The sequence below is a fragment of the Mycobacterium sp. NPDC050551 genome (genome assembly GCF_040674075.1).
Classification (GTDB): domain Bacteria; phylum Actinomycetota; class Actinomycetes; order Mycobacteriales; family Mycobacteriaceae; genus Mycobacterium.
The window spans coordinates 494,011-513,094 of record NZ_JBFARC010000004.1 but is presented as its reverse complement, the minus strand read 5'-3'; the positions used below and the strand labels follow the sequence as shown (position 1 = coordinate 513,094).

The 19,084-nt window shown below is 70.1% G+C and carries 19 protein-coding genes; 4 read left to right on the top strand and 15 right to left on the bottom strand.

Features of this window, described 5'->3' with window-relative positions:
* Window positions 1-69: 69 nt before the first annotated feature.
* Complete coding sequence (locus AB0K11_RS18975; protein WP_364979922.1) at window positions 70-729, bottom strand: hypothetical protein; 660 nt, start codon at window positions 727-729, stop codon at window positions 70-72.
* A gap of 136 nt (window positions 730-865) precedes the next feature.
* Between AB0K11_RS18975 and AB0K11_RS18970 the strand changes: the two genes are divergently transcribed.
* Both AB0K11_RS18970 and AB0K11_RS18965 read left to right on the top strand, forming a co-directional pair.
* Complete coding sequence (locus tag AB0K11_RS18970; protein ID WP_364979919.1) at window positions 866-1,228, top strand: XRE family transcriptional regulator; 363 nt, start codon at window positions 866-868, stop codon at window positions 1,226-1,228.
* Window positions 1,229-1,272: 44 nt separating this feature from the next.
* The gene (locus AB0K11_RS18965; RefSeq protein ID WP_364979916.1) at window positions 1,273-2,007 is read left to right on the top strand and encodes a hypothetical protein; all 735 of its coding nucleotides are present in this window, start codon (window positions 1,273-1,275) and stop codon (window positions 2,005-2,007) included.
* A 19-nt stretch (window positions 2,008-2,026) separates the two neighbouring features.
* Here AB0K11_RS18965 and AB0K11_RS18960 read toward each other — a convergent pair whose 3' ends face one another.
* From AB0K11_RS18960 to mutA, 4 genes are read right to left on the bottom strand one after another with little or no spacing between them, the layout of a single operon-like run.
* Window positions 2,027-3,292, bottom strand: coding sequence for a serine hydrolase domain-containing protein (locus AB0K11_RS18960; protein ID WP_364979913.1), 1,266 nt, complete (start codon window positions 3,290-3,292; stop codon window positions 2,027-2,029).
* A gap of 52 nt (window positions 3,293-3,344) precedes the next feature.
* Complete coding sequence (meaB, locus tag AB0K11_RS18955; protein ID WP_364979910.1) at window positions 3,345-4,346, bottom strand: methylmalonyl Co-A mutase-associated GTPase MeaB; 1,002 nt, start codon at window positions 4,344-4,346, stop codon at window positions 3,345-3,347.
* A gap of 20 nt (window positions 4,347-4,366) precedes the next feature.
* Window positions 4,367-6,643 (bottom strand): methylmalonyl-CoA mutase, encoded by a 2,277-nt coding sequence (gene scpA / locus AB0K11_RS18950; protein ID WP_364979907.1) that lies wholly within the window; start codon window positions 6,641-6,643, stop codon window positions 4,367-4,369.
* 2 nt (window positions 6,644-6,645) lie between these two features.
* On the bottom strand, window positions 6,646-8,502 hold the full coding sequence (gene mutA, locus AB0K11_RS18945) for a methylmalonyl-CoA mutase small subunit (protein ID WP_364980505.1): 1,857 nt from the start codon (window positions 8,500-8,502) through the stop codon (window positions 6,646-6,648).
* Window positions 8,503-8,640: 138 nt separating this feature from the next.
* On the opposite strand from mutA, the gene AB0K11_RS18940 reads away from it, so the two are divergent.
* A complete protein-coding gene (locus AB0K11_RS18940; RefSeq protein WP_364979905.1) occupies window positions 8,641-9,393 on the top strand; it encodes a TVP38/TMEM64 family protein in 753 nt (250 codons plus the stop codon).
* 3 nt (window positions 9,394-9,396) lie between these two features.
* Here the strand turns inward: AB0K11_RS18940 and AB0K11_RS18935 are convergent, their stop codons facing one another.
* From AB0K11_RS18935 to AB0K11_RS18925, 3 genes are read right to left on the bottom strand one after another with little or no spacing between them, the layout of a single operon-like run.
* Window positions 9,397-9,756 (bottom strand): DoxX family protein, encoded by a 360-nt coding sequence (locus AB0K11_RS18935; RefSeq protein ID WP_364980502.1) that lies wholly within the window; start codon window positions 9,754-9,756, stop codon window positions 9,397-9,399.
* Window positions 9,757-9,767: 11 nt separating this feature from the next.
* The gene (locus tag AB0K11_RS18930) at window positions 9,768-10,991 is read right to left on the bottom strand and encodes an SPFH domain-containing protein (RefSeq protein ID WP_364979902.1); all 1,224 of its coding nucleotides are present in this window, start codon (window positions 10,989-10,991) and stop codon (window positions 9,768-9,770) included.
* A 16-nt stretch (window positions 10,992-11,007) separates the two neighbouring features.
* Complete coding sequence (locus AB0K11_RS18925) at window positions 11,008-11,442, bottom strand: NfeD family protein (protein WP_364979899.1); 435 nt, start codon at window positions 11,440-11,442, stop codon at window positions 11,008-11,010.
* Window positions 11,443-11,501: 59 nt separating this feature from the next.
* On the opposite strand from AB0K11_RS18925, the gene AB0K11_RS18920 reads away from it, so the two are divergent.
* Window positions 11,502-12,356: a hypothetical protein gene (locus AB0K11_RS18920; RefSeq protein ID WP_364979896.1), complete on the top strand. Its 855-nt coding sequence runs from the start codon at window positions 11,502-11,504 to the stop codon at window positions 12,354-12,356.
* On the opposite strand, the gene AB0K11_RS18915 is transcribed toward AB0K11_RS18920, so the two are convergent.
* The 7 genes from AB0K11_RS18915 to ripB form a co-directional block, all read right to left on the bottom strand.
* Window positions 12,325-13,392: a ferrochelatase gene (locus AB0K11_RS18915; RefSeq protein WP_364980499.1), complete on the bottom strand. Its 1,068-nt coding sequence runs from the start codon at window positions 13,390-13,392 to the stop codon at window positions 12,325-12,327. The two genes, AB0K11_RS18920 and AB0K11_RS18915, sit on opposite strands and share 32 nt — an antisense overlap.
* 17 nt (window positions 13,393-13,409) lie before the next feature.
* Complete coding sequence (gene inhA / locus AB0K11_RS18910) at window positions 13,410-14,219, bottom strand: NADH-dependent enoyl-ACP reductase InhA (protein WP_364979893.1); 810 nt, start codon at window positions 14,217-14,219, stop codon at window positions 13,410-13,412.
* A 49-nt stretch (window positions 14,220-14,268) separates the two neighbouring features.
* Entirely contained in the window at window positions 14,269-15,036 is a 768-nt protein-coding gene (fabG1, locus tag AB0K11_RS18905; protein WP_364979890.1) for a 3-oxoacyl-ACP reductase FabG1, read from the bottom strand.
* Window positions 15,037-15,112: 76 nt separating this feature from the next.
* Window positions 15,113-16,120, bottom strand: coding sequence for a VWA domain-containing protein (locus AB0K11_RS18900; protein WP_364979887.1), 1,008 nt, complete (start codon window positions 16,118-16,120; stop codon window positions 15,113-15,115).
* Between the two features lie 24 nt (window positions 16,121-16,144).
* Window positions 16,145-17,092, bottom strand: coding sequence for a DUF58 domain-containing protein (locus AB0K11_RS18895; RefSeq protein ID WP_364979884.1), 948 nt, complete (start codon window positions 17,090-17,092; stop codon window positions 16,145-16,147).
* Window positions 17,089-18,237, bottom strand: a complete 1,149-nt coding sequence (locus AB0K11_RS18890) for a MoxR family ATPase (protein ID WP_364979881.1) — start codon at window positions 18,235-18,237, stop codon at window positions 17,089-17,091. Before AB0K11_RS18890 ends, AB0K11_RS18895 begins: the two co-directional genes overlap by 4 nt.
* Before the next feature lie 156 nt (window positions 18,238-18,393).
* Window positions 18,394-19,023, bottom strand: a complete 630-nt coding sequence (ripB, locus tag AB0K11_RS18885) for an NlpC/P60 family peptidoglycan endopeptidase RipB (protein ID WP_364980496.1) — start codon at window positions 19,021-19,023, stop codon at window positions 18,394-18,396.
* Window positions 19,024-19,084 lie beyond the last annotated feature (61 nt).

The following is a 19,084-nucleotide window of genomic DNA, read 5'->3' as shown; positions in this document are numbered from 1 at the left end:
TGCCGGGACCGTTCTTCCGGAGGCTCCCCGGTGATGTCCGGATCCGTGCCGATGAAGGAGATTCTAGCGTCAGGCCGCGGCGGTGGCTTCCGAGGTCAGCTCGATGAGCGCGAACGGGAACTGCTCGGTGAGTTCGAGCACCGTCACCCGGTCGAACCGGCTGCTGTCGTACCACCACTCCAGCTGGACCCCGTCAGCCGTGCGGTACAGCCGCAGTTCCAGCGCGTGCCCCATGACCGGCTGACCCGACGGCGCCTGCGACCGCTCGCCGAGATCGTTGAAGAAGACCTCGGACGCGGGGTGCGCCGACCCGAAGTAGTGCAGGATGCCGTGCCTGAAAGTGCGGTGCGGCATCGTCGCGAGGGTCCGGTGCACCGCACCGATGGCGTCGTCAGCGCTCACCTGGCGCTCGGTGGCACAGGTCAGCTCCACCGGGTGCAGGACGGCCCGCCCGTTGCGAGCGACGTCGACGGCGAGCACGCCGTGACCGATGGTGCGGGCGATGGTCCGGCCCAGCGCGGCGAGCAGGATCTCGTCGGCCGCGAGGCCGAGGCTGCCGGCCGCACCGTCGAGTTCCATGGTCAGCATGTCGGTCAGCGGCATCGCCAGCCGGGTGTTGGCGATCGGACTGCCTGGCGCATCCCGGTCCGCGATCCGTAGCCGGATGTGGGCGGGGTCCACCGAATCCGTCGCGTAGTTGCCGGAATGGGCGAGATATGGGGCGACCATGGAGACCACGCTACGCCCCGTGTCCCAGATATGGGAGACCCGTGCCAAAACTGTGACGGCCCTGTCAATAAAGGCAATACCTTTCTGTCACTGGTTGCCACTGCCCAATGTCGGGAACTGCCGCTAAGGTGGGTGGGTGCCCCGGACAGACGAGAACGGCAGACAGCTGAAGGCGTTGCTCGACTACCTGCTCGACGGCGACGTCGAGGCCAAGGACATCTACGACGCGCTCGGCATCTCGAGCAGCACGTACTACCGGCGCATCAAAGAGCAGGACTACCCCGATGCCGAGGAGCTGCGGAGAGTCTCCGACAGGTTCGCGCTCAGCTATCCCGACCTGCAGATTCGGTTCGGGCTGATGAGCCGCCAAGAGGTGTGGAGCTACATCGAGTCCGCTCCGTTCTCGGTGGCGACGGCGGTAACCGAGGCGACCAGGACGGAGGCCCGGCCGGCGAAATTGTCGGAAATGGCGCCGCGTCCGGACGCACCGCCGCTCTAAGCCGTACAATTTGCTGGACGATCCCCAGCCCGGAAAGCGGTTTCATGGCCCTCGCAACGCTGATCGCGATCACACTCCTGTGTATCGCGTGGAGCCTGTGGATCCGCCGTGTGACGTGGGGCTGCCGGTGGGAGGTTGCGGCCACCCTCAACATCGCGCTCCAGGGCATGGCGGTGTTCCTGATGTCGCCGTTCGCCTCCGAGACCGTCGGGCACTGGCTCTATGCGCTGACCGGTAAGTGGAACCTCGAGGACTACATCGGTCACGACTGCTACATCGTGGCCGCCTCGGCGATCGTCTACAACGCGCTGGGCCGCCTCGCCGACGATCACGCGATGCAGGTGTCGTTCAAGCAGTACGTGGAGCGGCCCGCCACGCTGTGCATCCCCCTGCTGCTGGCCACGTTCTCCCTCGGCAACGGCGCCGCCATCTACCGGCCCGACTTCTTCGACGTCCCCACCGACCTCTGGCTCAGCGTGTACTGGCTGCTGCTCTGCGGCACCCTGATCTACCTGCTGGGTTACGGATCCCGGGCGCTGCTGATCCTGCGAAAGGATCCGCGGTCGCGCCGGATCGCCAACGTGTACCTGGCGGCCTCGGCCAGCGGCATCATCGCGTGCGTCGTCCGCATCACCACCGCTTTCGTGCCCAGCCTGCAGGCAGTCGAGGGCGGCACGCTCGTGTGGATCTTCGCCTGCGTGTGCGGCGCCGGCTTCGCGTTGGCCTCGGCACACTCCTGGCGCATCAGGACCAAGTGGTTCGCCCGCGCCGACCGCTGACCGGCGGGGCGCTCGAGATCTAGCCGGTGGCCGTCTCGGCCACGGCGAACGACGAACCGAAATCCGGCACCGTCTGGTAGCCGCGCCGGCGTGCGCGCGCCGCGTCACGGCGGATCAGCACGTTGAGGCCGGCGAACGAACCCATGTCCAGCAGCATCGGCGTCAGCAGACGGTTGTGCACGTATCCGATCGCCAGACCGCTCTCGGGATCGGCCCATCCGAGCGATCCACCGAGACCGACGTGGCCGAAGCCGCGCATCACCCCGAACGGCAGCGAGTGGTAGCCCAGATGGAAAGCCAGCGGCACCATGATGTTGCGGTCCGGACGCAGATCGGGCTCGCCGGTCAGCGCCGCCGTGGTCTCGGTGGACAGGAACCGGGTGCCGTCGATCGACCCGCCGTTGGCGATGGCGCCGTACATCCTGGCCAGACCGCGGGCGGTGGCGACGCCGTTGGCGGCCGGGATCTCCGCATCGAGGAACGGGATGTCCCCCTGCACCACGGCCTTCATGCCCGGGAAGTACATCGACCCGAATCCACCGGAGAACTGCAGCCTGGCCACCTTGGGGGCGACGAAGTTGAACACCGGGTTGGCGATCCGGTTCTGCGGCACCAGGATCTGCGCCACCCGGGTGGGCGACTCGGCAGGCGGGCGGCCCAGGTGCAGCCCCTCGGTGCCGAGCGGTTGCGCCAGCTCGGTGCGGATGAGGTCACGCATGCCCTGCCCGGTGACCGCACGGGCCAGGCCCGACATCAGCCACCCGTAGGTCAGGGCGTGATAGGCGGAATGCCCGTACAGCAACCGGTTGACAGGAGCGTCGGCCATCCGTTGCTCCATCGCGAGATGGTCGAGCAGATCGACCCTGCCGACGCCGTTGAGCTGTGACAGCCCGGCCCGGTGGCGCATCACGTCCCGCACCGTGATGTGGGCCTTGCCGTTGGCGCCGAAGTCGGGCCAGTACTCGGCGACGGGCATGTCGTAGTCGATCAGGCCACGGTCGGCGAGCCGGTGGATCACCGTCGACGCCATGCCCTTGGTCGCGGAGAACACCATGGCGCCGGTGTCGGCCGTCCAGTACTGGGTGCCGCGGCGGTCGGAGTACCCGGTCCACACGTCGACGACCGGCTCGCCGTGCAGGTAGATGGACAGCGCCCCACCGCCGAACCGCCGTCCCGGGAACAGCTGGGAGAAACCGCGCAGGGTGCAGGCGAAATTCCGGTCCGCCGCACCCTGTACGCCGTGCGGGAGCGCTGCGTTGCGGTCCCGTTTCGGTACGTCCGTCACAGATGTGAATTTACTCGCAACCCCGGCAAATAAACCAGGCGTTACCGAGTCGTTAACCGGCGGAGGATTCCTGCCCTCCCCAGCCGGCGGCGTCGAGGATCTGCTGCGCCGCCAGCGCCGGGGTGAGCTCACCGTCGCGTACCCGGCGTTCGAGTTCCCGGCGGCCCGCCTTCACGTCCGGGTGGGACAGCACGCGGTCGAGCACGGTGTCGCGCACCATCGCCCAGGTCCACTCGACCTGCTGGGTGCGGCGCCTCGCCTCGAACTCGCCGGCCTCGGTGAGCACCCTGCGGTGCTCGAGCACCGTGTCCCACAGCTCGGTCAGGCCGGCGCCGGTCAGTGCGCTCGTCGTGAGAACCGGTGGGCGCCAGAGTGTTTCGCGGGGATAGATCAGCCGGATCGCACCGGCGAGCTCGCGCGCGGCGGCCTTGGCCTCGACGGCGTGCTCACCGTCGGCCTTGTTGACCACCACGACGTCGGCGAGTTCGAGCACGCCCTTCTTGATGCCCTGGAGCTGATCGCCGGTGCGGGCCAGGGTGAGGAACACGAAGGTGTCCACCATGTTGGCGACCGTCACCTCCGACTGGCCCACCCCGACGGTCTCCACCAGGATGACGTCGAATCCGGCCGCCTCGAGCAGCACGATCGTCTCGCGGGTCGCCTTCGCGACCCCGCCGAGCGTGCCCGACGTGGGTGACGGCCGGATGTAGGCCTCGGGGTGCACGGCCAGCTTCGCCATCCGCGTCTTGTCGCCGAGGATCGAGCCGCCGGTACGGGTGGACGAGGGATCGACGGCCAGCACCGCGACGCGGTGTCCCTGCTCGATGAGGTGCATGCCGAGCGCCTCGATGGTGGTCGACTTCCCCACCCCGGGAACGCCGGTGATCCCGACGTGAAGGGCGTTTCCGGCCTCCGGCATCAGCTCCAGCAGGAGTTCCTGCGCCCGCTCGCGGTGGTCGGGGCGCGTCGACTCGACCAGAGTGATGGCCCGCGCGAGCGCTGACCGGTCACCGCTGCGGACGGCATGCGCGAGGTCCTGCGGGCTGGTGCTCATCGAGCCGATGGTGTCCGGCCCTAGCCGAGTTCGTAACCCAGCCGCTCGGCCAGCTTCTGCAGCAGGCCGATGGCCGCGTCGGCGATGACGGTGCCGGGCGGGAAGATCGCGGTCGCGCCCGCCGCGTACAGCTCGTCGAAGTCACCGGGCGGGATGACGCCGCCCACCACGATCATGATGTCCGGGCGGCCCACCTCGGCCAGCGCGTCGCGCAGCGCGGGCACCAGGGTCAGGTGCCCCGCGGCCAGCGAGGACACGCCGACGACGTGCACGTCGTTGTCGGCGGCCTGGCGCGCCACCTCGTCGGGCGTCGAGAACAGCGAGCCGACGTCCACGTCGAACCCGATGTCGGCGAAGGCGGTCGCGATCACCTTCTGCCCGCGGTCGTGGCCGTCCTGGCCCATCTTGGCGACCAGGATGCGCGGCCGGCGGCCGTCGGCGTCGGCGAACTTCTCCACCAACTCGGTGGCAGAGGAATAGGGGCTGATGTTTCCGCCTCCTCCCGAGACCTCGTCACGGTAGACCCCGGAGATCGTCCGGATCTCGGCCTGGTGGCGGCCGTACACCTTCTCCAGTGCGTCGGAGATCTCGCCGACGGTGGCCTTGGCGCGCGCGGCGTTGATCGCCAGCGCCAACAGGTTGTTGCCCAAGCCGTCCTCCCCGCCGCCAGGCGCGTGCTCACCGGCGGCCCGGGTCAGGTCGGCCAGCGCCGCCTCGACCGCCGCCGGATCCCGGTCGGCTCGCAGCTGTTCGAGTTTGGCCAGCTGCTCGGCACGCACCCGGCTGTTCTCGACCTTGAGCACCTCGATCTCGTGGTCCTCTTCGACCTGGTACTTGTTCACCCCGATCACCGGCTGCGCCCCCGAGTCGATGCGGGCCTGCGTGCGGGCGGCGGCCTCCTCGATGCGCAGTTTCGGGATGCCGTCATCGATTGCCTGGGCCATGCCGCCGTGCTCGGCCACCTCACGAATGTGCGCGCGGGCCTTCTCGGCGAGCTGATGCGTCAGCCACTCGACGTAGTACGAGCCGCCCCACGGGTCGATCGGGCGGGTGGTGCCGGACTCCTGCTGCAGCACCAGCTGGGTGTTGCGGGCGATGCGCGCCGAGAAGTCGGTGGGCAGCGCGAGCGCCTCGTCGAGCGCGTTGGTGTGCAGCGACTGGGTGTGGCCCTGCGTCGCGGCCATCGCCTCGATGCAGGTGCGGGCGACGTTGTTGAACGCGTCCTGTGCGGTCAACGACCAGCCGGAGGTCTGCGAATGCGTGCGCAGCGACAGCGACTTCTCGTTGCGCGGCTCGAACTGCGAGACGAGCTCGCTCCACAGCAGCCGGCCGGCCCGCAGCTTGGCGACCTCCATGAAGAAGTTCATGCCGATGCCCCAGAAGAAGGACAGCCGGGGCGCGAACTTGTCGATCGACAACCCGGCGTCCAGCCCGGCCTTGATGTACTCCACCCCGTCGGCGAGCGTGTACGCGAGCTCGAGATCGGCTGTCGCGCCGGCCTCCTGGATGTGATAGCCGGAGATCGAGATCGAGTTGTACTTCGGCATCCTGGTGCTGGTGTAGCCGAAGATGTCGGAGATGATCCGCATCGACGCCTTGGGCGGATAGATGTAGGTGTTGCGGACCATGAACTCTTTGAGGATGTCGTTCTGGATGGTGCCCGCCAGCTTCTCCGGCGGCACCCCCTGCTCCTCCGCGGCGGCGACGTACAGCGCCAGGATCGGCAGCACCGCGCCGTTCATCGTCATCGACACCGAGACCTGTGACAGGTCGATGCCGTCGAACAGCTGGCGCATGTCGAGGATGGAATCGATGGCGACGCCGGCCATTCCGACGTCACCCTGCACGCGCGGGTGGTCGGAGTCGTAACCGCGGTGGGTGGCCAGATCGAAGGCCACCGACAGGCCCTTCTGGCCGGCGGCCAGGTTGCGCCGGTAGAACGCGTTGGACTCCGCGGCGGTGGAGAAGCCGGCGTACTGACGGATCGTCCACGGCTGGTTGACGTACATCGTCGGATACGGGCCGCGGACGAACGGCGCGGCGCCGGGGAACGAGTCGAGCGGATAGCCCGCGGCGACGGCCTCGTCGCGGTCGGCGGCGATGTAAACCGGCTTGACCTCGATGCCCTCCGGGGTGAGCCAGTCCAGTTGCTCCGGGGTGTAGCCGTGCGCGGCGGCGGCCGCGTCGACGTGCTGCTCGACCGCCGCGACGGTGGGCTCCTCGCCGCTGCGCTCACCGCGCAGCGGCACGTCCTCGAAGCTGCCGATACCCTTGCCGACGTTCGTGGTCGCAGTCATCTTCAGGCCCCCAATCTGCCGAGCAGGTCCGACAGTGCGCCGACCGCATCGATTTTCGCGGTGAGGAAGTCGTCGGGTCTCGGGTCCGCCTCCGCGACGGCCTTCTCCGGCCCCGCCAGGTACACCCGGGAGATTCCCGCATCGCGGGCGGCGCTCACCACGCCTGCCGCCTCCGCGGCGTACCGGCTGTCGGTGCCGCAGATCACCGCGACGTCCGGCGCACCCGCATCGACGACGGCCTGGGCCACCCCGGCGGCGTCCAGCGGGCCCGGGTTGACGGCCTCGATGCCGCCGGAGGCCAGCAGGTTGACCGCGAACGTGGCGCGGATGTTGTGTTCGGCCAGCGGCCCGATCGGCAGCAGCAGCACCTTCGGCCGCGCACCGGTGCGGTCGAGGAAGGCGTCGGACCGATCGCGCAGCTTTTCGAAGCCCGCGGCGTAGGGGGCCACGGCCGCGAACGAATCCCCCTGCGGCAGCGGTGGTTCGGCGAGGTTCGGATACTCGTTGACGCCGGTGACCGCGGTGCGCCGGTGCGCGATGTCGTCCTCGCGGCGGGCCGCGACCTCACCGATCCCGGCGGTGACGACGTCGCGGGCGGCGGCGAAACCACCGCGGGCCTCGATCTCCTGGAAGTGCCGCCACGCCTGTTCGGCCAGCTGTTCGGTCAGGTCTTCGACGAACCACGATCCGCCTGCGGGGTCGAGCACGCGGCCCAGATGCGACTCCTCGAGCAGCAGCAGCTGGGTGTTGCGGGCGATCCGCCGGGCGAACGTGCGCGACGTGCCGGGGAATCCTTCCGGGATCGCGACGTCGAAGGGCTGCACGAGCACCGTGTCCGCGCCGCCCACCCCGGCCGAGAAGGCCGCCAGCGTGGTGCGCAGCATGTTCACCCACGGGTCGCGGCGGGTCATCATCGGCAGCGAGGTGACCACGTGCACGGTCGCGTCACCGGCGTCCGGCGCGCCCACCACCTCCGCGACCCGGGCCCACAGCCGGCGCGCGGCGCGCAGCTTGGCGATCGTCATGAACTGGTCGTCGTCGGCGGCGTAGCGGAAGCTGATCTGCGCCACGGCGTCCGGGGCCGCGACACCCGCGTCGCCGAGCAGCCGCAGATAGTCGACACCGGCGGCGACCGCACCGGCGAGTTCCCAGGACGCGTTGGCGCCCAGGTTGTGCAGCGCGGGACCGTCGACGGTGATCGCGCGGACGCCACCGTCGAACTCCGCGAGGCCCGCCGCCGTGGCGAGCACGTCGGCCACCTCGGGCGACGGCCGCAGGCTCAGGGCCGCGGTCAGTGGATCGGCGCCCAGGTCGACCGACAACCGGCCGCGCTGGTCGGCGTCGAGGCCGGCGAGCAGCGGCAGGACGGCCGCGGCGGCCGCGGCGAAGTCCGCACCGGCATCGAGGATCACCGGGACCAGGTCGAGGAAGACGCCGTCGAGCAGCCGGTCCAGCTCGTCCGCGGCGATGCCGTCGGGGCCGCCGATCCGCAGTGCCAGCGCGCTGACCCCTTCGGTGAGGGCCACCAGCACGGACCCGTTGACCTCGCCGACCGCGGCGGGCGCGGCGGGGAACGTCTCGGCGACCCGCCAGCCCGCCTTGACGTCGCGTCGCGCATCGGCGCCACGGACGAACGGCCACCGCCCGGGCAGCGGATGTTCGGGCAGTGCATCGGCGCCGGTGTAGAGCGCGCGGATGACGAAGTCCTCATAGGTGGGCGAATCGAGCAGCCGTTCCGGTTCGGCGGGCAGGTCGGCGGGATCGCGGCGGGTGCTCTTGGCCAGCACCCCGGCGACCGCGGTGCGCCACTGCTCGCGGTCGGCTTCGACCGCACTCGACCCCTGCACGGACACCGGCATCTCCTGTTGTCGCAGCGTGTGAGCTTCCACCCGTCCATCAGGCTAAATGATCGCCGTCACGGTGATGCGCCCCGGTCGGCCGGTTCGACAGGCGCGCCGAGCGCCGGCCGTCGGTGCGTGCCCGTAGGCTGGAAAACCGTGAACACCGTCGTCAGCACCGTGCGCCGGCTGCGCGCGGCGCTGATCGCGACCGCCGCACAGGTACCACCGCGCCGCTTCCTGGCGGTCGTGCTGGGGAGTGTGATTCTCGTCGCAGCGGCGCTGGTCGTCCCGTTGCCGACCGCGCTGCAGCTGAGGGACTGGGCCACCTCCGTCGGACCGTGGTTCCCGCTGGCCTTCCTGACCGCCCACATCGTGCTCACGGTCCTTCCGTTCCCCCGCACGGCGTTCACCCTCGCCGCCGGCCTGCTCTTCGGTCCAGCGCTGGGCATCACGCTGGCCGTGGTGGCCAGCACCGCCAGCGCATTGATCGCCCTGCTGCTGGTGCGCGCGGCGGGCCTGCAGCTCAACCGGCTGTTCCCGCATCCGCGCGTCGACGCGCTGGACGCCCGGCTGCGGCTGCGCGGCTGGCCGGTGGTGATGTCGATGCGGATGATCCCGGCAGTGCCGTTCTCGGTGCTCAACTACGCCGCGGGCGCCTCCACGGTCCGGGTGTGGCCCTACACGTGGGCGACGCTGGTCGGACTGCTGCCCGGCACCGCCGCGGTGGTGATCCTCGGCGACGCGCTCACCGGCCGGGTCGATCCCCTGCTCGTGGTGATCTCGGCGGTGACGGCGGGCGTCGGGATTGTCGGGCTGTTCTACGAGGTGCGCCAGCACCGCCGCACGCCCTCCGCCGACGACGCGGCCGCACACGAGGCGGACGTCGCGGCCACCCCCGTCCCGCGCTGATACTCAGCGGCGGTCGTCGACCCGTCGCGGACCGCGCACGGCCATCACGGTGTGCAGCACCAGGAACGCCGCCGCGGGCAGCGTGTTGACCGCCTTGTCCTTGATCCGCAGGTGCGCCCCGACCGCGAGGACGAAGTAGACCGCCAGCATCGCGCTGGTCAGCCGGGCCAGCCAGGGGTAGCGGGGCGCGGAGAGCAACCCCACCACCGATGCGGCCTTGGCGGTCGGCAACACCCACCGGATCCGATCCGGCACGCCGTAGCTGTCGAGCGCCTTCGCGATCGGTGGCAACGGGATGCCACACGCCACCGCGTCGCCGGCCTGGAAGGCGGCGAGGGCCACGTAGGTACGCGGCGCGGTCAGCGTGTCGGCGATCACTCCGGGCTACCGGCGTGCCGGCCGAACGTCGGCGGCAGCGAGTCCTGCTGCTGCTGGGACAGCGGCGGGTACTGCATCGGCTCGGGCTCCGGCGGCGCCGACGGAACAGCGGACTGCACGGGTGTGCGGGCCTCGGCCTCGGCCTTCGCCACGGCCCGCACGATCTCGGGGTCGGTCTGGGTGGTGAACCACTCCGCGACCTCGTCCGTGTCGTCCTCGGGCTTGGGCAGGTTCTCCTCCACCGGCGACGGCTGATAGCGGAAGACGCCGTCCTCTCCCGGCGCGCCGAGCATCTTGGTGAAGCCCTGCAGCGCCGTGCCGAAATCGCTGGGCACCAGCCACACCTTGTTCGCCTCGCCCTTGGCCATCTGCGGCAGCGTCTGCAGGTACTGGTAAGCCAGCATCTCGGGGGTGGGCCTGCCGGCCTTGATGGCGGCGAACGTCTTCTCGATCGCCTTCGCCTGGCCCTGGGCGACCAGGTACTGGGCGGCCCGTTCACCCTGGGCGCGCAGCATCCGCGACTGCCGGTCGGCCTCGGCCGCGAGCACGGCGGCCTGCTTGGCGCCCTCGGCGGCGAGGATCTGCGCCTGCTTCTGGCCCTCGGCCTGCATGATCGCCGCCGCGCGGCTGCCCTCGGCGGTCAGAATCATCGCGCGCTTCTCCCGGTCGGCGCGCATCTGCTTCTCCATCGAGTCCTGGATGGACGGCGGCGGGTCGATGGACCGCAGCTCGACCCGGGCGACGCGCAGGCCCCAGCGGCCGGTCGCCTCGTCCAGCACTCCGCGCAGCTGTCCGTTGATCTTGTCGCGTGAGGTGAGCGTCTGCTCCAGCGTCATGCCGCCGACCACGTTGCGCAGCGTCGTGGTGGTCAGCTGCTCGACGCCGACGATGTAGTTGCTGATCTGGTAGACCGCGGCCTGTGGATTGGTCACCTGGAAGTACACGACGGTGTCGATGTTGACCGTCAGGTTGTCCTCGGTGATCACCGGCTGCGGCGGGAAGGACACGACGCGCTCGCGCAGGTCCACCCGCGCGCGGATCTTGTCGATGAACGGGATGAGCAGCGTGAGCTGACCGGACACGGTCTTGCTGTAGCGACCGAGCCGTTCGATCACCGCCGCCTCCGCCTGGGGTATCAGCGCCACCGACTTGGCGACGACGATCGCCGCGAACACGACCAGCACGATCAGAAAGACGAGGCCGGCTACGGCACCATCCATGACGGGTCCCTCCTGCTCAGGGGTTCTTCCAGACGACGGCGGTGGCGCCGTCGATGTGCATGACGGTGACGTTGTCGCCCGGCTCGTACACATCGTTGTCGTTCAACGGGCGGGCCGTCCAGACTTCGCCCTCGAGTTTCACCTGGCCCTCGTGGCGTGCCACCCGGTCGAGCACCAGCGCCTGCTTGCCCTCGAGCGCCTTCGCGGGTTCGGGCAACCCCTTGCCCGCCGTCAGCCGGCGGCGCAGCGCCGGCCGCACCGAGGCCAGCAGCAGCACCGAAACCACCAGGAACACCGCGCCGTCGGCCCAGATGGGCCAGTCGAGCAGCCAGCTCGAGCCGGCGGCGGCGAGTGCCCCGCCCGCAAGCATCAGCAGGAACAGGTCGCCGGTCAGCGCCTCGGCCCCGGCCAGCACGAGTGCCAGGATCACCCAGATCAACGGAAGGGGCACGCGGTCACCCTATCGCGGAACCGACCCACACAGCGTTGAACAATTACACTGCGAGCATCATGTGGTGTCCCAGTGCAACGCTCGCGGCGTGGGCCAACGCCTGGCTCTCAGGTGCCGCCGCGCCCGACGATGTCCTCGACTCGCTATCGCTGTGGGCGCCAAGGCATTCCGTGACCGCCTACGACTCGGTCGCGGCGGGCGCGACCGGCCTGCCGTGGCCGGACCTCAACGATTCCGGCGCCGTGTCGCTGCTGCAGACGCTGCGCACCGCCGCAGGCCCGGCGCGCACCGGCCCGGCCCTCGGCATCGCCCTGCCGGTGCCCGGCGACGTGCGCGGGCTGCCCGCGGGCACGCAGTTCCAGCGCGACGCCGTCACCTCCGGTGAGGCGGTGCTGGTCACCGATTCCGGCGATCCCACCGCGGTGGTGGGGCTGGTGCCGGAGTTCGAATACGACGAGGGCTTCGACGATTCGGACTTCGATCCCGAACCGACCGCGCTGGCGTGGACGGTCTACTCGGTGCCAGGCGCGCCCGGTACCGAATACGTCGAACTCGGCGAGGCCGAATACGCGTTGCGTTCGGCCGTGCGTTCGGCGGCCGACGCGCTCGGCGCGCTGCGTGCGGGCGCGGCCGGAGCCGACGTCGACGACCCGCGCGGACTGGTCGAGGAGGTCCTGGAGTCCTCACGGGTGCACCGGGCGCCCGACCACGCTCCCCCGCGCGCACTTCGGGTGCTGGAGAACGCCGCGCACGTCGACGCGATCATCACCGTCAGCTCCGGTCTGATGCCCATCGGTTTGCAGACGTCCTCGGAGGTGCAGATCGCCAGCGACGCGCTTCGGCCGTTGGGTCAGGTGGTCCGGCGGGCGCGCGTCGCCGCGCTCACCGCGATCCTCTACTCGGCGTGGGGATGATCGTCGCCTGACACCGCGGCGACACCGAGCACACCTCACCGTTGACGCTGTGACCACAGCCCGGCGCCGGGTCCGGTCCGGGCTGCCGGGCGGGTTCGGCGCCGGTGCGCAGTTCGTCGATGAGATCGGCGGCCAGCCGGGCGAATCGGCGGTCGGCGTTGGGCGTCGTCGTGCGTGCCAGCACGATGCCTGCCTCGTCGGCCTGTTCGCGTAGCTCGTTGTCGAGATCCCACACCACCTCGATGTGGTCGGCGACGAAGCCGATCGGGCAGACGATCACCGCCCTGGTGCCCGCCGCGGCAAGCGTCGTCAGGTGGTCGCCGACATCGGGCTCCAGCCACGGGATCTGCGGCGGTCCGGAGCGCGACTGCCAGACCAGGTCGTAGTCCGCGGCGTCGCGGCCCGCGGCCGCGGCCACCAGCCGTGCCGCGTACGCGACCTGCCTGCTGTACAGGTTCGGGCCGTGCCGGTCGTCGGCGGCGACCGGGATCGAGTGTGCGGTGAACACCAGCCGGGCGCCCTCACGCAGTTCGGCGGGCAGCGAGGCGGCGGCAGCCCCGATCGCGTCGGCGAACATCTCCACGAACAGCGGGTGGTCGAAATAGTGGCGCAGCTTCACCAGCTCGGGTGCCTGCGCACCGGCGGCCGCCCGGCCGCGGGCGACGTCCTCGATGTACTGGGTGCAGCTGGAGTACCCACCCCACGCGGAGGTGGTGAACACCGCGGCCCGGCGGACTCCGTTGTCACGCATGGCCGTCACGGTGTCCTCGACGTAGGGCTCCCAATTACGGTTCCCGAAGTAGACCGGCAGCGGATTGCCGCGCTCGGCCAGTTCGGTGCGCAACACCTCGATCAGCCTGCGGTTGATGCCGTTGATCGGCGACACGCCGCCGAAGTGCTGGTAGTGCTCGGCGACCGCGTCGAGGCGCTCCGGCGGGATGCCACGGCCCCGGGTGACGTTCTCGAGGAACGGCCGGACCTGCTCCGGCCCTTCGGGACCGCCGAAGGACAACAGCAGGACGGCGTCGAAATCCACGCGCAGTGTCACCCGGGCTACAGCAGCTGGGTGCTGGCGCCACCGTCGGCGTAGACGATGGTGCCGGTGGTGGCGGGCAGCCAGTCCGACAGCAGCGCGCAAACCGTCTTCGCCACGGGCGTCGGGTCTTTCATGTTCCAGCCGAGCGGCGCCCGCTGATCCCAGCCCTCCTCGAGCAGCTGCATCTGGGCGCCGGCTTCGTCACCGAGGGCGCCGCCGACAATGGCGCTCATCGCCAGTGTGCGGATCGGTCCGGCGGCAACGAGATTCGACCGGACCCCGAAGGGGCCCGCCTCACGCGCGACGAACCGGTTCACCGACTCCAACGCGCTCTTGGCGACCGTCATCCAGTTGTAGGCGGGCATCGCGCGGGTGGGGTCGAAGTCCATGCCCACGATCCCGCCGCCGGAATTCATCACCGGCAGCACCGCTTTGGCGAGCGAGGCGTAGGAGTAGGCCGAGATGTGGATGCCCTTGGCGACGTCGTCGTAGGGCGCGTCGAAGAAGGGGTTGATGCCCATGCCGGTCTGCGGCATGAAGCCGATCGAGTGCACCACCCCGTCGAGCTTGTTGCCGGCGCCGATGACCTCGGTGACGCGGTCGGCCAGCGTCGCCAGGTGCTTTTCGTCCTGCACGTCGAGTTCGAGCAGCGGCGGCTTGGCCGGCAGCCGATCGAGGATGCGCTCGATCAGCCGCAGGCGGTTGAAGCCCGTGCAGACGACCTCCGCGCCGGCCTCCTGCGCCACCTTGGCGATGTGGAACGCGATGGACGAGTCGGTGATGATCCCCGTCACGAGGATGCGCTTGCCTTCGAGCAGACCTGTCATTGTGCTGACTCCTTTTCAGGGTTCGTGGTGGGCGGCGAGAGCCGGTGGCTCAGTGGCCCATGCCCATGCCGCCGTCGACCGGGATCACCGCACCGGCGATGTATCCCGCATCCTCGGACGCCAGGAAGCTGACCGCCCCGGCGACGTCCTCGGCGGTGCCGACCCGCTTGGCGGGGATGAACTGCAGCGCCCCCTCCTGGATCCGCTCGTCCAGCGCCCGGGTCATCTCGGTGTCGATGTAGCCCGGCGCGACCACGTTCGCGGTGACGCCGGCCTTGGACAGCTCGCGCGAGATGGAGCGCGCCATCCCGATCAGGCCCGCCTTGGCCGCCGCGTAGTTGGCCTGGTTGCCGATCCCCCACATGCCGGACACCGACCCGATGAAGATGATCCGGCCGAACCGTTTGCGCTGCATGCTGCGCGACGCGCGCTGCGCCACCCGGAACGCGCCGGTGAGGTTGGCGTTGATGACGTTCTCGAAGCGCTCCTCGGTCATCCGCATCAGGAACGCGTCCTGGGAGATGCCTGCGTTGGACACCAGCACCTCGACCGGGCCCTGGTGTTCCTCGACCTCTTTGAACGCGCGGTCTACGGCCTCGTTGTCGGTGACGTCACAGACGACGCCGAACAGGCCCTCGGGGGCGCCGGAGCCGCGGTGGGTCACCGCCACCTTGTGGCCGTCGGCGGCCAGCCGTTGCGCAATGGCCAGTCCGATGCCCCGGTTACCGCCGGTGACCAGCACCGAACGCGACACGAAGGACGGGCGGCCCCCGGCGGTCTCGGCGCCGGCCCGCGCGGGATTGTCGGTCACAGTCATGACGGCCAACTTAACGCCTCGCCGCCACCAGCCAGAAATCGCCAGGAGGCGTCGTCACGGGGAGGCACCGCGACGCCTAGCTCGGCAGTCGGCGGTTGATCAGCAGCGCCGCGAGTGCCGCCACGGCCAGCAGCAGTGCGCCGAGGCGCAGCCAGCCGACACTGGCGTCGCCCTTGATCGTCTCGTAGCCGATCTGCTGCTGCAGGTTGCTGTAGACCTCGCGCAGCTGTTCGAGCGTCGAGGCGGTGTAGGCCTCCCCGCCGGACAGGTCGGCGATCCGCTCGAGCATCTCGTCGTCGACCGGGACCGGCTGGCGCTGCTCGTTGATCTCGACGTAGCCGTAGGGGGTGCCGAAGCTGATCGTGGAGATCGGGACGCCCTGGTCCTTGGCGGTGCGCGCCGCGGTGAAGGCGCCCTTGGGGTTGTCGGGATTCGACGGCACGGTCTCCTTGCCGTCGGAGAACAGCACGACGCGGGCCGGTGGCGCTTCGTCACCACCGCCGATCACGGCGCCGACGGTGGCGATGGCCTGCAGCGCGGTGAAGATGCCCTCGCCGGTCGCCGTGCGGTCGGCGAGTTGCAGCTTGTCGATCGCGTTCTTGGTGGCGTCGCGGTTGGTGGTCGGCGACACCAGCACCGTCGCGGTGCCCGCGTAGGCGATGAGGCCGAGGTTGATCCCGGGGGTGAGCTCGTCGGCGAACTGCTTGGACGCCTCCTGCGCGGCCGCCAGCCTGCTGGGCGCCACGTCGGTGGCGCGCATCGACTGCGAGACGTCGATCACCAGCATCACCACCGCGCGGTTGCGCGGGATCCGGACGTCCTGGGTGGGCCCGGCCATCGCGACGGTGAGCAGCGTCAGCGACAGGATCAACAGGATCGCGGGCAGGTGCCGAAACCTGTTGGGCCGCGTGGGCGCCACGCTCTCCAGCAGCTCCATGTTGGCGAACCGCAGGACCCGCTTCTGCCGCGCCGCCTGCACGATGATGTAGAGCGCGACGAGCCCGAGCACCACCAACAGGAACGTGAAGAACCACGGGTGTTTGAAGTCCGAGAGCGTCATCGGACCCAGAAGCGGCAAAGTCATGTACGGCTTGTCATTTCGTCGTGGTTAGCGGCCCGCCAGCGCGCCACGTCGCCGGTTCGCGACGAAGCGGACCACGTCGGCGATCCAGTCCCGGTCGGTGCGCAGGGTGAGCAGCGGTGCGTTGCAACGCCGCAGTGTGCGGGCGACCTCGGCGCGGTGCGCCGCTGCGGCCTGCTCGAAATCGCTGCGCAGCTGATGGTCGATGGTGAACTCGCGGGTGACGCCGGTCTCGGTGTCCTGCAGGATCACGTCGCCCACCTCGGGCAGTTCGACGTCGCGCGGGTCGAGCACCTCGATGCCGAGCACCTCGTGGCGGCCCGCGATCGCCCGCAGCGGCCGCATCCAGTCGATCGGGCCGAGGAAGTCACTGATGATGACGGCCATCCCCCGGCGCCGTTCGGGCCGGCGGAGCGCGTCGATCGAGGCGGCCAGGTCGCCGCGCACACCGACCGGTGCCCGCGGGGTGGTCGCGATCGCCCGCAGCAGTTCCTGCTCGTGGATGCGGCCCGAGAGGGCGGGCACCCGGCGCACGGTGTCTCCGTTGGAGATGACGGCGCCGAGCCGGTTGCCGCCGCCGCTGTTGAGGAACGCGATGGCGGCCGCGGCGGCGACGGCCAGATCGCGCTTCTCGCACCGCGCCGTGCCGAAGTCGAGGCTGGCGGACATGTCCACCACCAGCCAGGTCTCCAGCTCGCGGTCGGCGATCATCTGCCGGACGTGCGGCGCGGTGGTGCGGGCGGTCACCGACCAGTCCATCCGCCGCACGTCGTCGCCGGGCTGGTAGATCCGCGATTCGCCCGGCTCCGAGCCGGGTCCGGGGATCAATCCGAGGTGGTCGCCGTGCAGCACCCCGTCGAGCTTGCGCCGGACGGTCAGTTCGAGCTTGCGCAGCGCCGCCGACAGCGCGGGGTCGCGGATCTGGCCCCGCTGCAGGGACGGCGGGTCGACCGAACGGCCTTCGTCGCCGGTCACCGACCGCTGGCCGCTGCGGCGGGTACGGCAGAGGGCACCGAATGGCCTTGCTGCGGAATGGCGTTGACCTGAGGCAGCGCCACGGTCTGCATGATGCGGTTGATCACCGTCTCGGCGGAGACCTCGTCGGCGAGCGCGTCGTAGGTCAGCACGAGGCGGTGCCGCAGCACGTCGGGGATGACCTCGACGACGTCCTGCGGGACCACGTAGTCGCGGCCGCGGATCAGCGCGAGCGCCCGGGAGGCGGCGATGATGCCGAGCGAGGCGCGCGGCGAAGCGCCGTAGGCGATCCAGGCCTTGGCGTCGGGCATGCCGAACTTCTCCGGCTCACGCGTCGCGGTGACGATCCGCACCACGTAGTCGACCAGCGCGTGGTGGACGAAGGTGTTGGCGGCCACGTCCTGCAGCCGGATGAGGTCACCGGGGTTGAGGATCTGCTTGGGCTCCGGGGGCTTCACGCCCATCCGGTAGATGATCTCGCGCTCCTCCTCCGGCGTGGGGTAGTCGATGTTCAGCTTGAACAGGAACCGGTCGCGCTGGGCCTCGGGCAGTGCGTAGACGCCCTCCTGCTCGATGGGGTTCTGCGTGGCCATCACCAGGAACGGGTTGGGCAGCGGGAACGTCTTGCCGCCGATGGAGATCTTGCGCTCGGCCATCACCTCGAGCAGGGCGGACTGCACCTTGGCGGGTGCGCGGTTGATCTCGTCGGCCAGCAGGAAGTTCACCACCACGGGGCCGAGTTCGATGTCGAACTCCTCTTTGCCGACGCGGTAGATCCGGGTGCCGACGATGTCGGTGGGCACCAGGTCGGGGGTGAACTGGATGCGGGCGAAGGTGCCGCCGACGACCTTGGCGAAGGTCTCCACTGCGAGGGTCTTGGCAACGCCGGGGACACCCTCGAGCAGCACGTGACCCTTGGCGAGCAGACCGACGAGCATCCGCTCGACGAGCCGGTCCTGACCGACGATGATCCGCTTGACCTCGAAGATGGCCCGTTCCAGCGTGTGCACTTCACCCTGGAGGCCGCCGTTGTGTCCGGACGGCGCGGGGGGCTGGGTTCCGGTCGGGGCGGGAGCGTAACCCTGCGCCGGGGCCGAGCCGGGGTGCGCTCCGGCGCCCTGCGGCGGACCACTCGGTGACGTCATCAAGATCCTCCCAATGTGCTGTCTGGTCACGACGCCGTTCTCACTGCGTCAACACGCATTCTGCCGGGCCGGTCAGGTGCCCGCCGTCAACTATTCCAGGCAGTCCGGAATCCGTCGACGTCGCCCACGATGCCTCAGGCTGCCCTCAGGTTGCGGTCAGTACTCGATGATCCGCGCGACGTAGGGCTGCAGACCCGATTTGCGCAGCGGGCTCACGGTGACTTTGCCCGCGCTGCCCGACGCCTCGAGCATCTGCCCGCCGCCGAGGTAGATGGCGACGTGCTGGCTGCCGCCGGGGCCCCAGAACAGCAGGTCGCCCCGCTTGCCCTGGGCCAGCGGCACCCTGCGGCCGGTGTCGTACTGGTCGCCGGAGTACTTCGGGATGAGCACGCCCACCCCGGCGAACGAGAACTGGGTGAATCCCGAGCAGTCGAAGCCGACGGTGTTGGCTCCGGAGTCGATGCCGCGGCTGGGGCCGTTGGGCTTGCCGCCGCCCCAGGAGTAGGGCACGCCCATCTGGGAGGCGCCGCGGCGGATGACGTACTCGACGGCCTGCGGGCCGCGCACGACGCCGGGCGCCACACCGGCGGGCACGGCGTCCTTGGGTGCCAGGCCGATGTTCTGCAGGAACTTCTTGCCGAGGCCCATGGTGACCTCGGTGGCCTGCGCGGTGGCCGCCAGCGACGCGTTGGCGATGGCGAGCGGGTCACCGGGTGCGCCGGCGCTGATCAGCTTCGGCAGCGTGGGATCCCACTGGCCGTCATCGGGCGCGGCGGTGGCGGGCATCGCGAGGCCGAACGCCAGCGCGATCGCCGCGACGAGCACAGCAAGACCTTTCGCGCAGCCG

Bases quoted from the DNA above. Each gene is read 5' to 3' on its own strand.
- AB0K11_RS18975 (WP_364979922.1), bottom strand. From the start codon at position 729: ATGGTCGCCCCATATCTCGCCCATTCCGGCAACTACGCGACGGATTCG.
- AB0K11_RS18965 (WP_364979916.1), top strand. From the start codon at position 1,273: ATGGCCCTCGCAACGCTGATCGCGATCACACTCCTGTGTATCGCGTGG.
- meaB (WP_364979910.1), bottom strand. From the start codon at position 4,346: ATGAGCACCAGCCCGCAGGACCTCGCGCATGCCGTCCGCAGCGGTGAC.
- scpA (WP_364979907.1), bottom strand. From the start codon at position 6,643: ATGACTGCGACCACGAACGTCGGCAAGGGTATCGGCAGCTTCGAGGAC.
- mutA (WP_364980505.1), bottom strand. From the start codon at position 8,502: ATGCCGGTGTCCGTGCAGGGGTCGAGTGCGGTCGAAGCCGACCGCGAG.
- AB0K11_RS18930 (WP_364979902.1), bottom strand. From the start codon at position 10,991: ATGGATGGTGCCGTAGCCGGCCTCGTCTTTCTGATCGTGCTGGTCGTG.
- AB0K11_RS18920 (WP_364979896.1), top strand. From the start codon at position 11,502: ATGTGGTGTCCCAGTGCAACGCTCGCGGCGTGGGCCAACGCCTGGCTC.
- inhA (WP_364979893.1), bottom strand. From the start codon at position 14,219: ATGACAGGTCTGCTCGAAGGCAAGCGCATCCTCGTGACGGGGATCATC.
- fabG1 (WP_364979890.1), bottom strand. From the start codon at position 15,036: ATGACTGTGACCGACAATCCCGCGCGGGCCGGCGCCGAGACCGCCGGG.
- AB0K11_RS18900 (WP_364979887.1), bottom strand. From the start codon at position 16,120: ATGACTTTGCCGCTTCTGGGTCCGATGACGCTCTCGGACTTCAAACAC.
- AB0K11_RS18890 (WP_364979881.1), bottom strand. From the start codon at position 18,237: ATGACGTCACCGAGTGGTCCGCCGCAGGGCGCCGGAGCGCACCCCGGC.
- ripB (WP_364980496.1), bottom strand. From the start codon at position 19,023: ATGCCCGCCACCGCCGCGCCCGATGACGGCCAGTGGGATCCCACGCTG.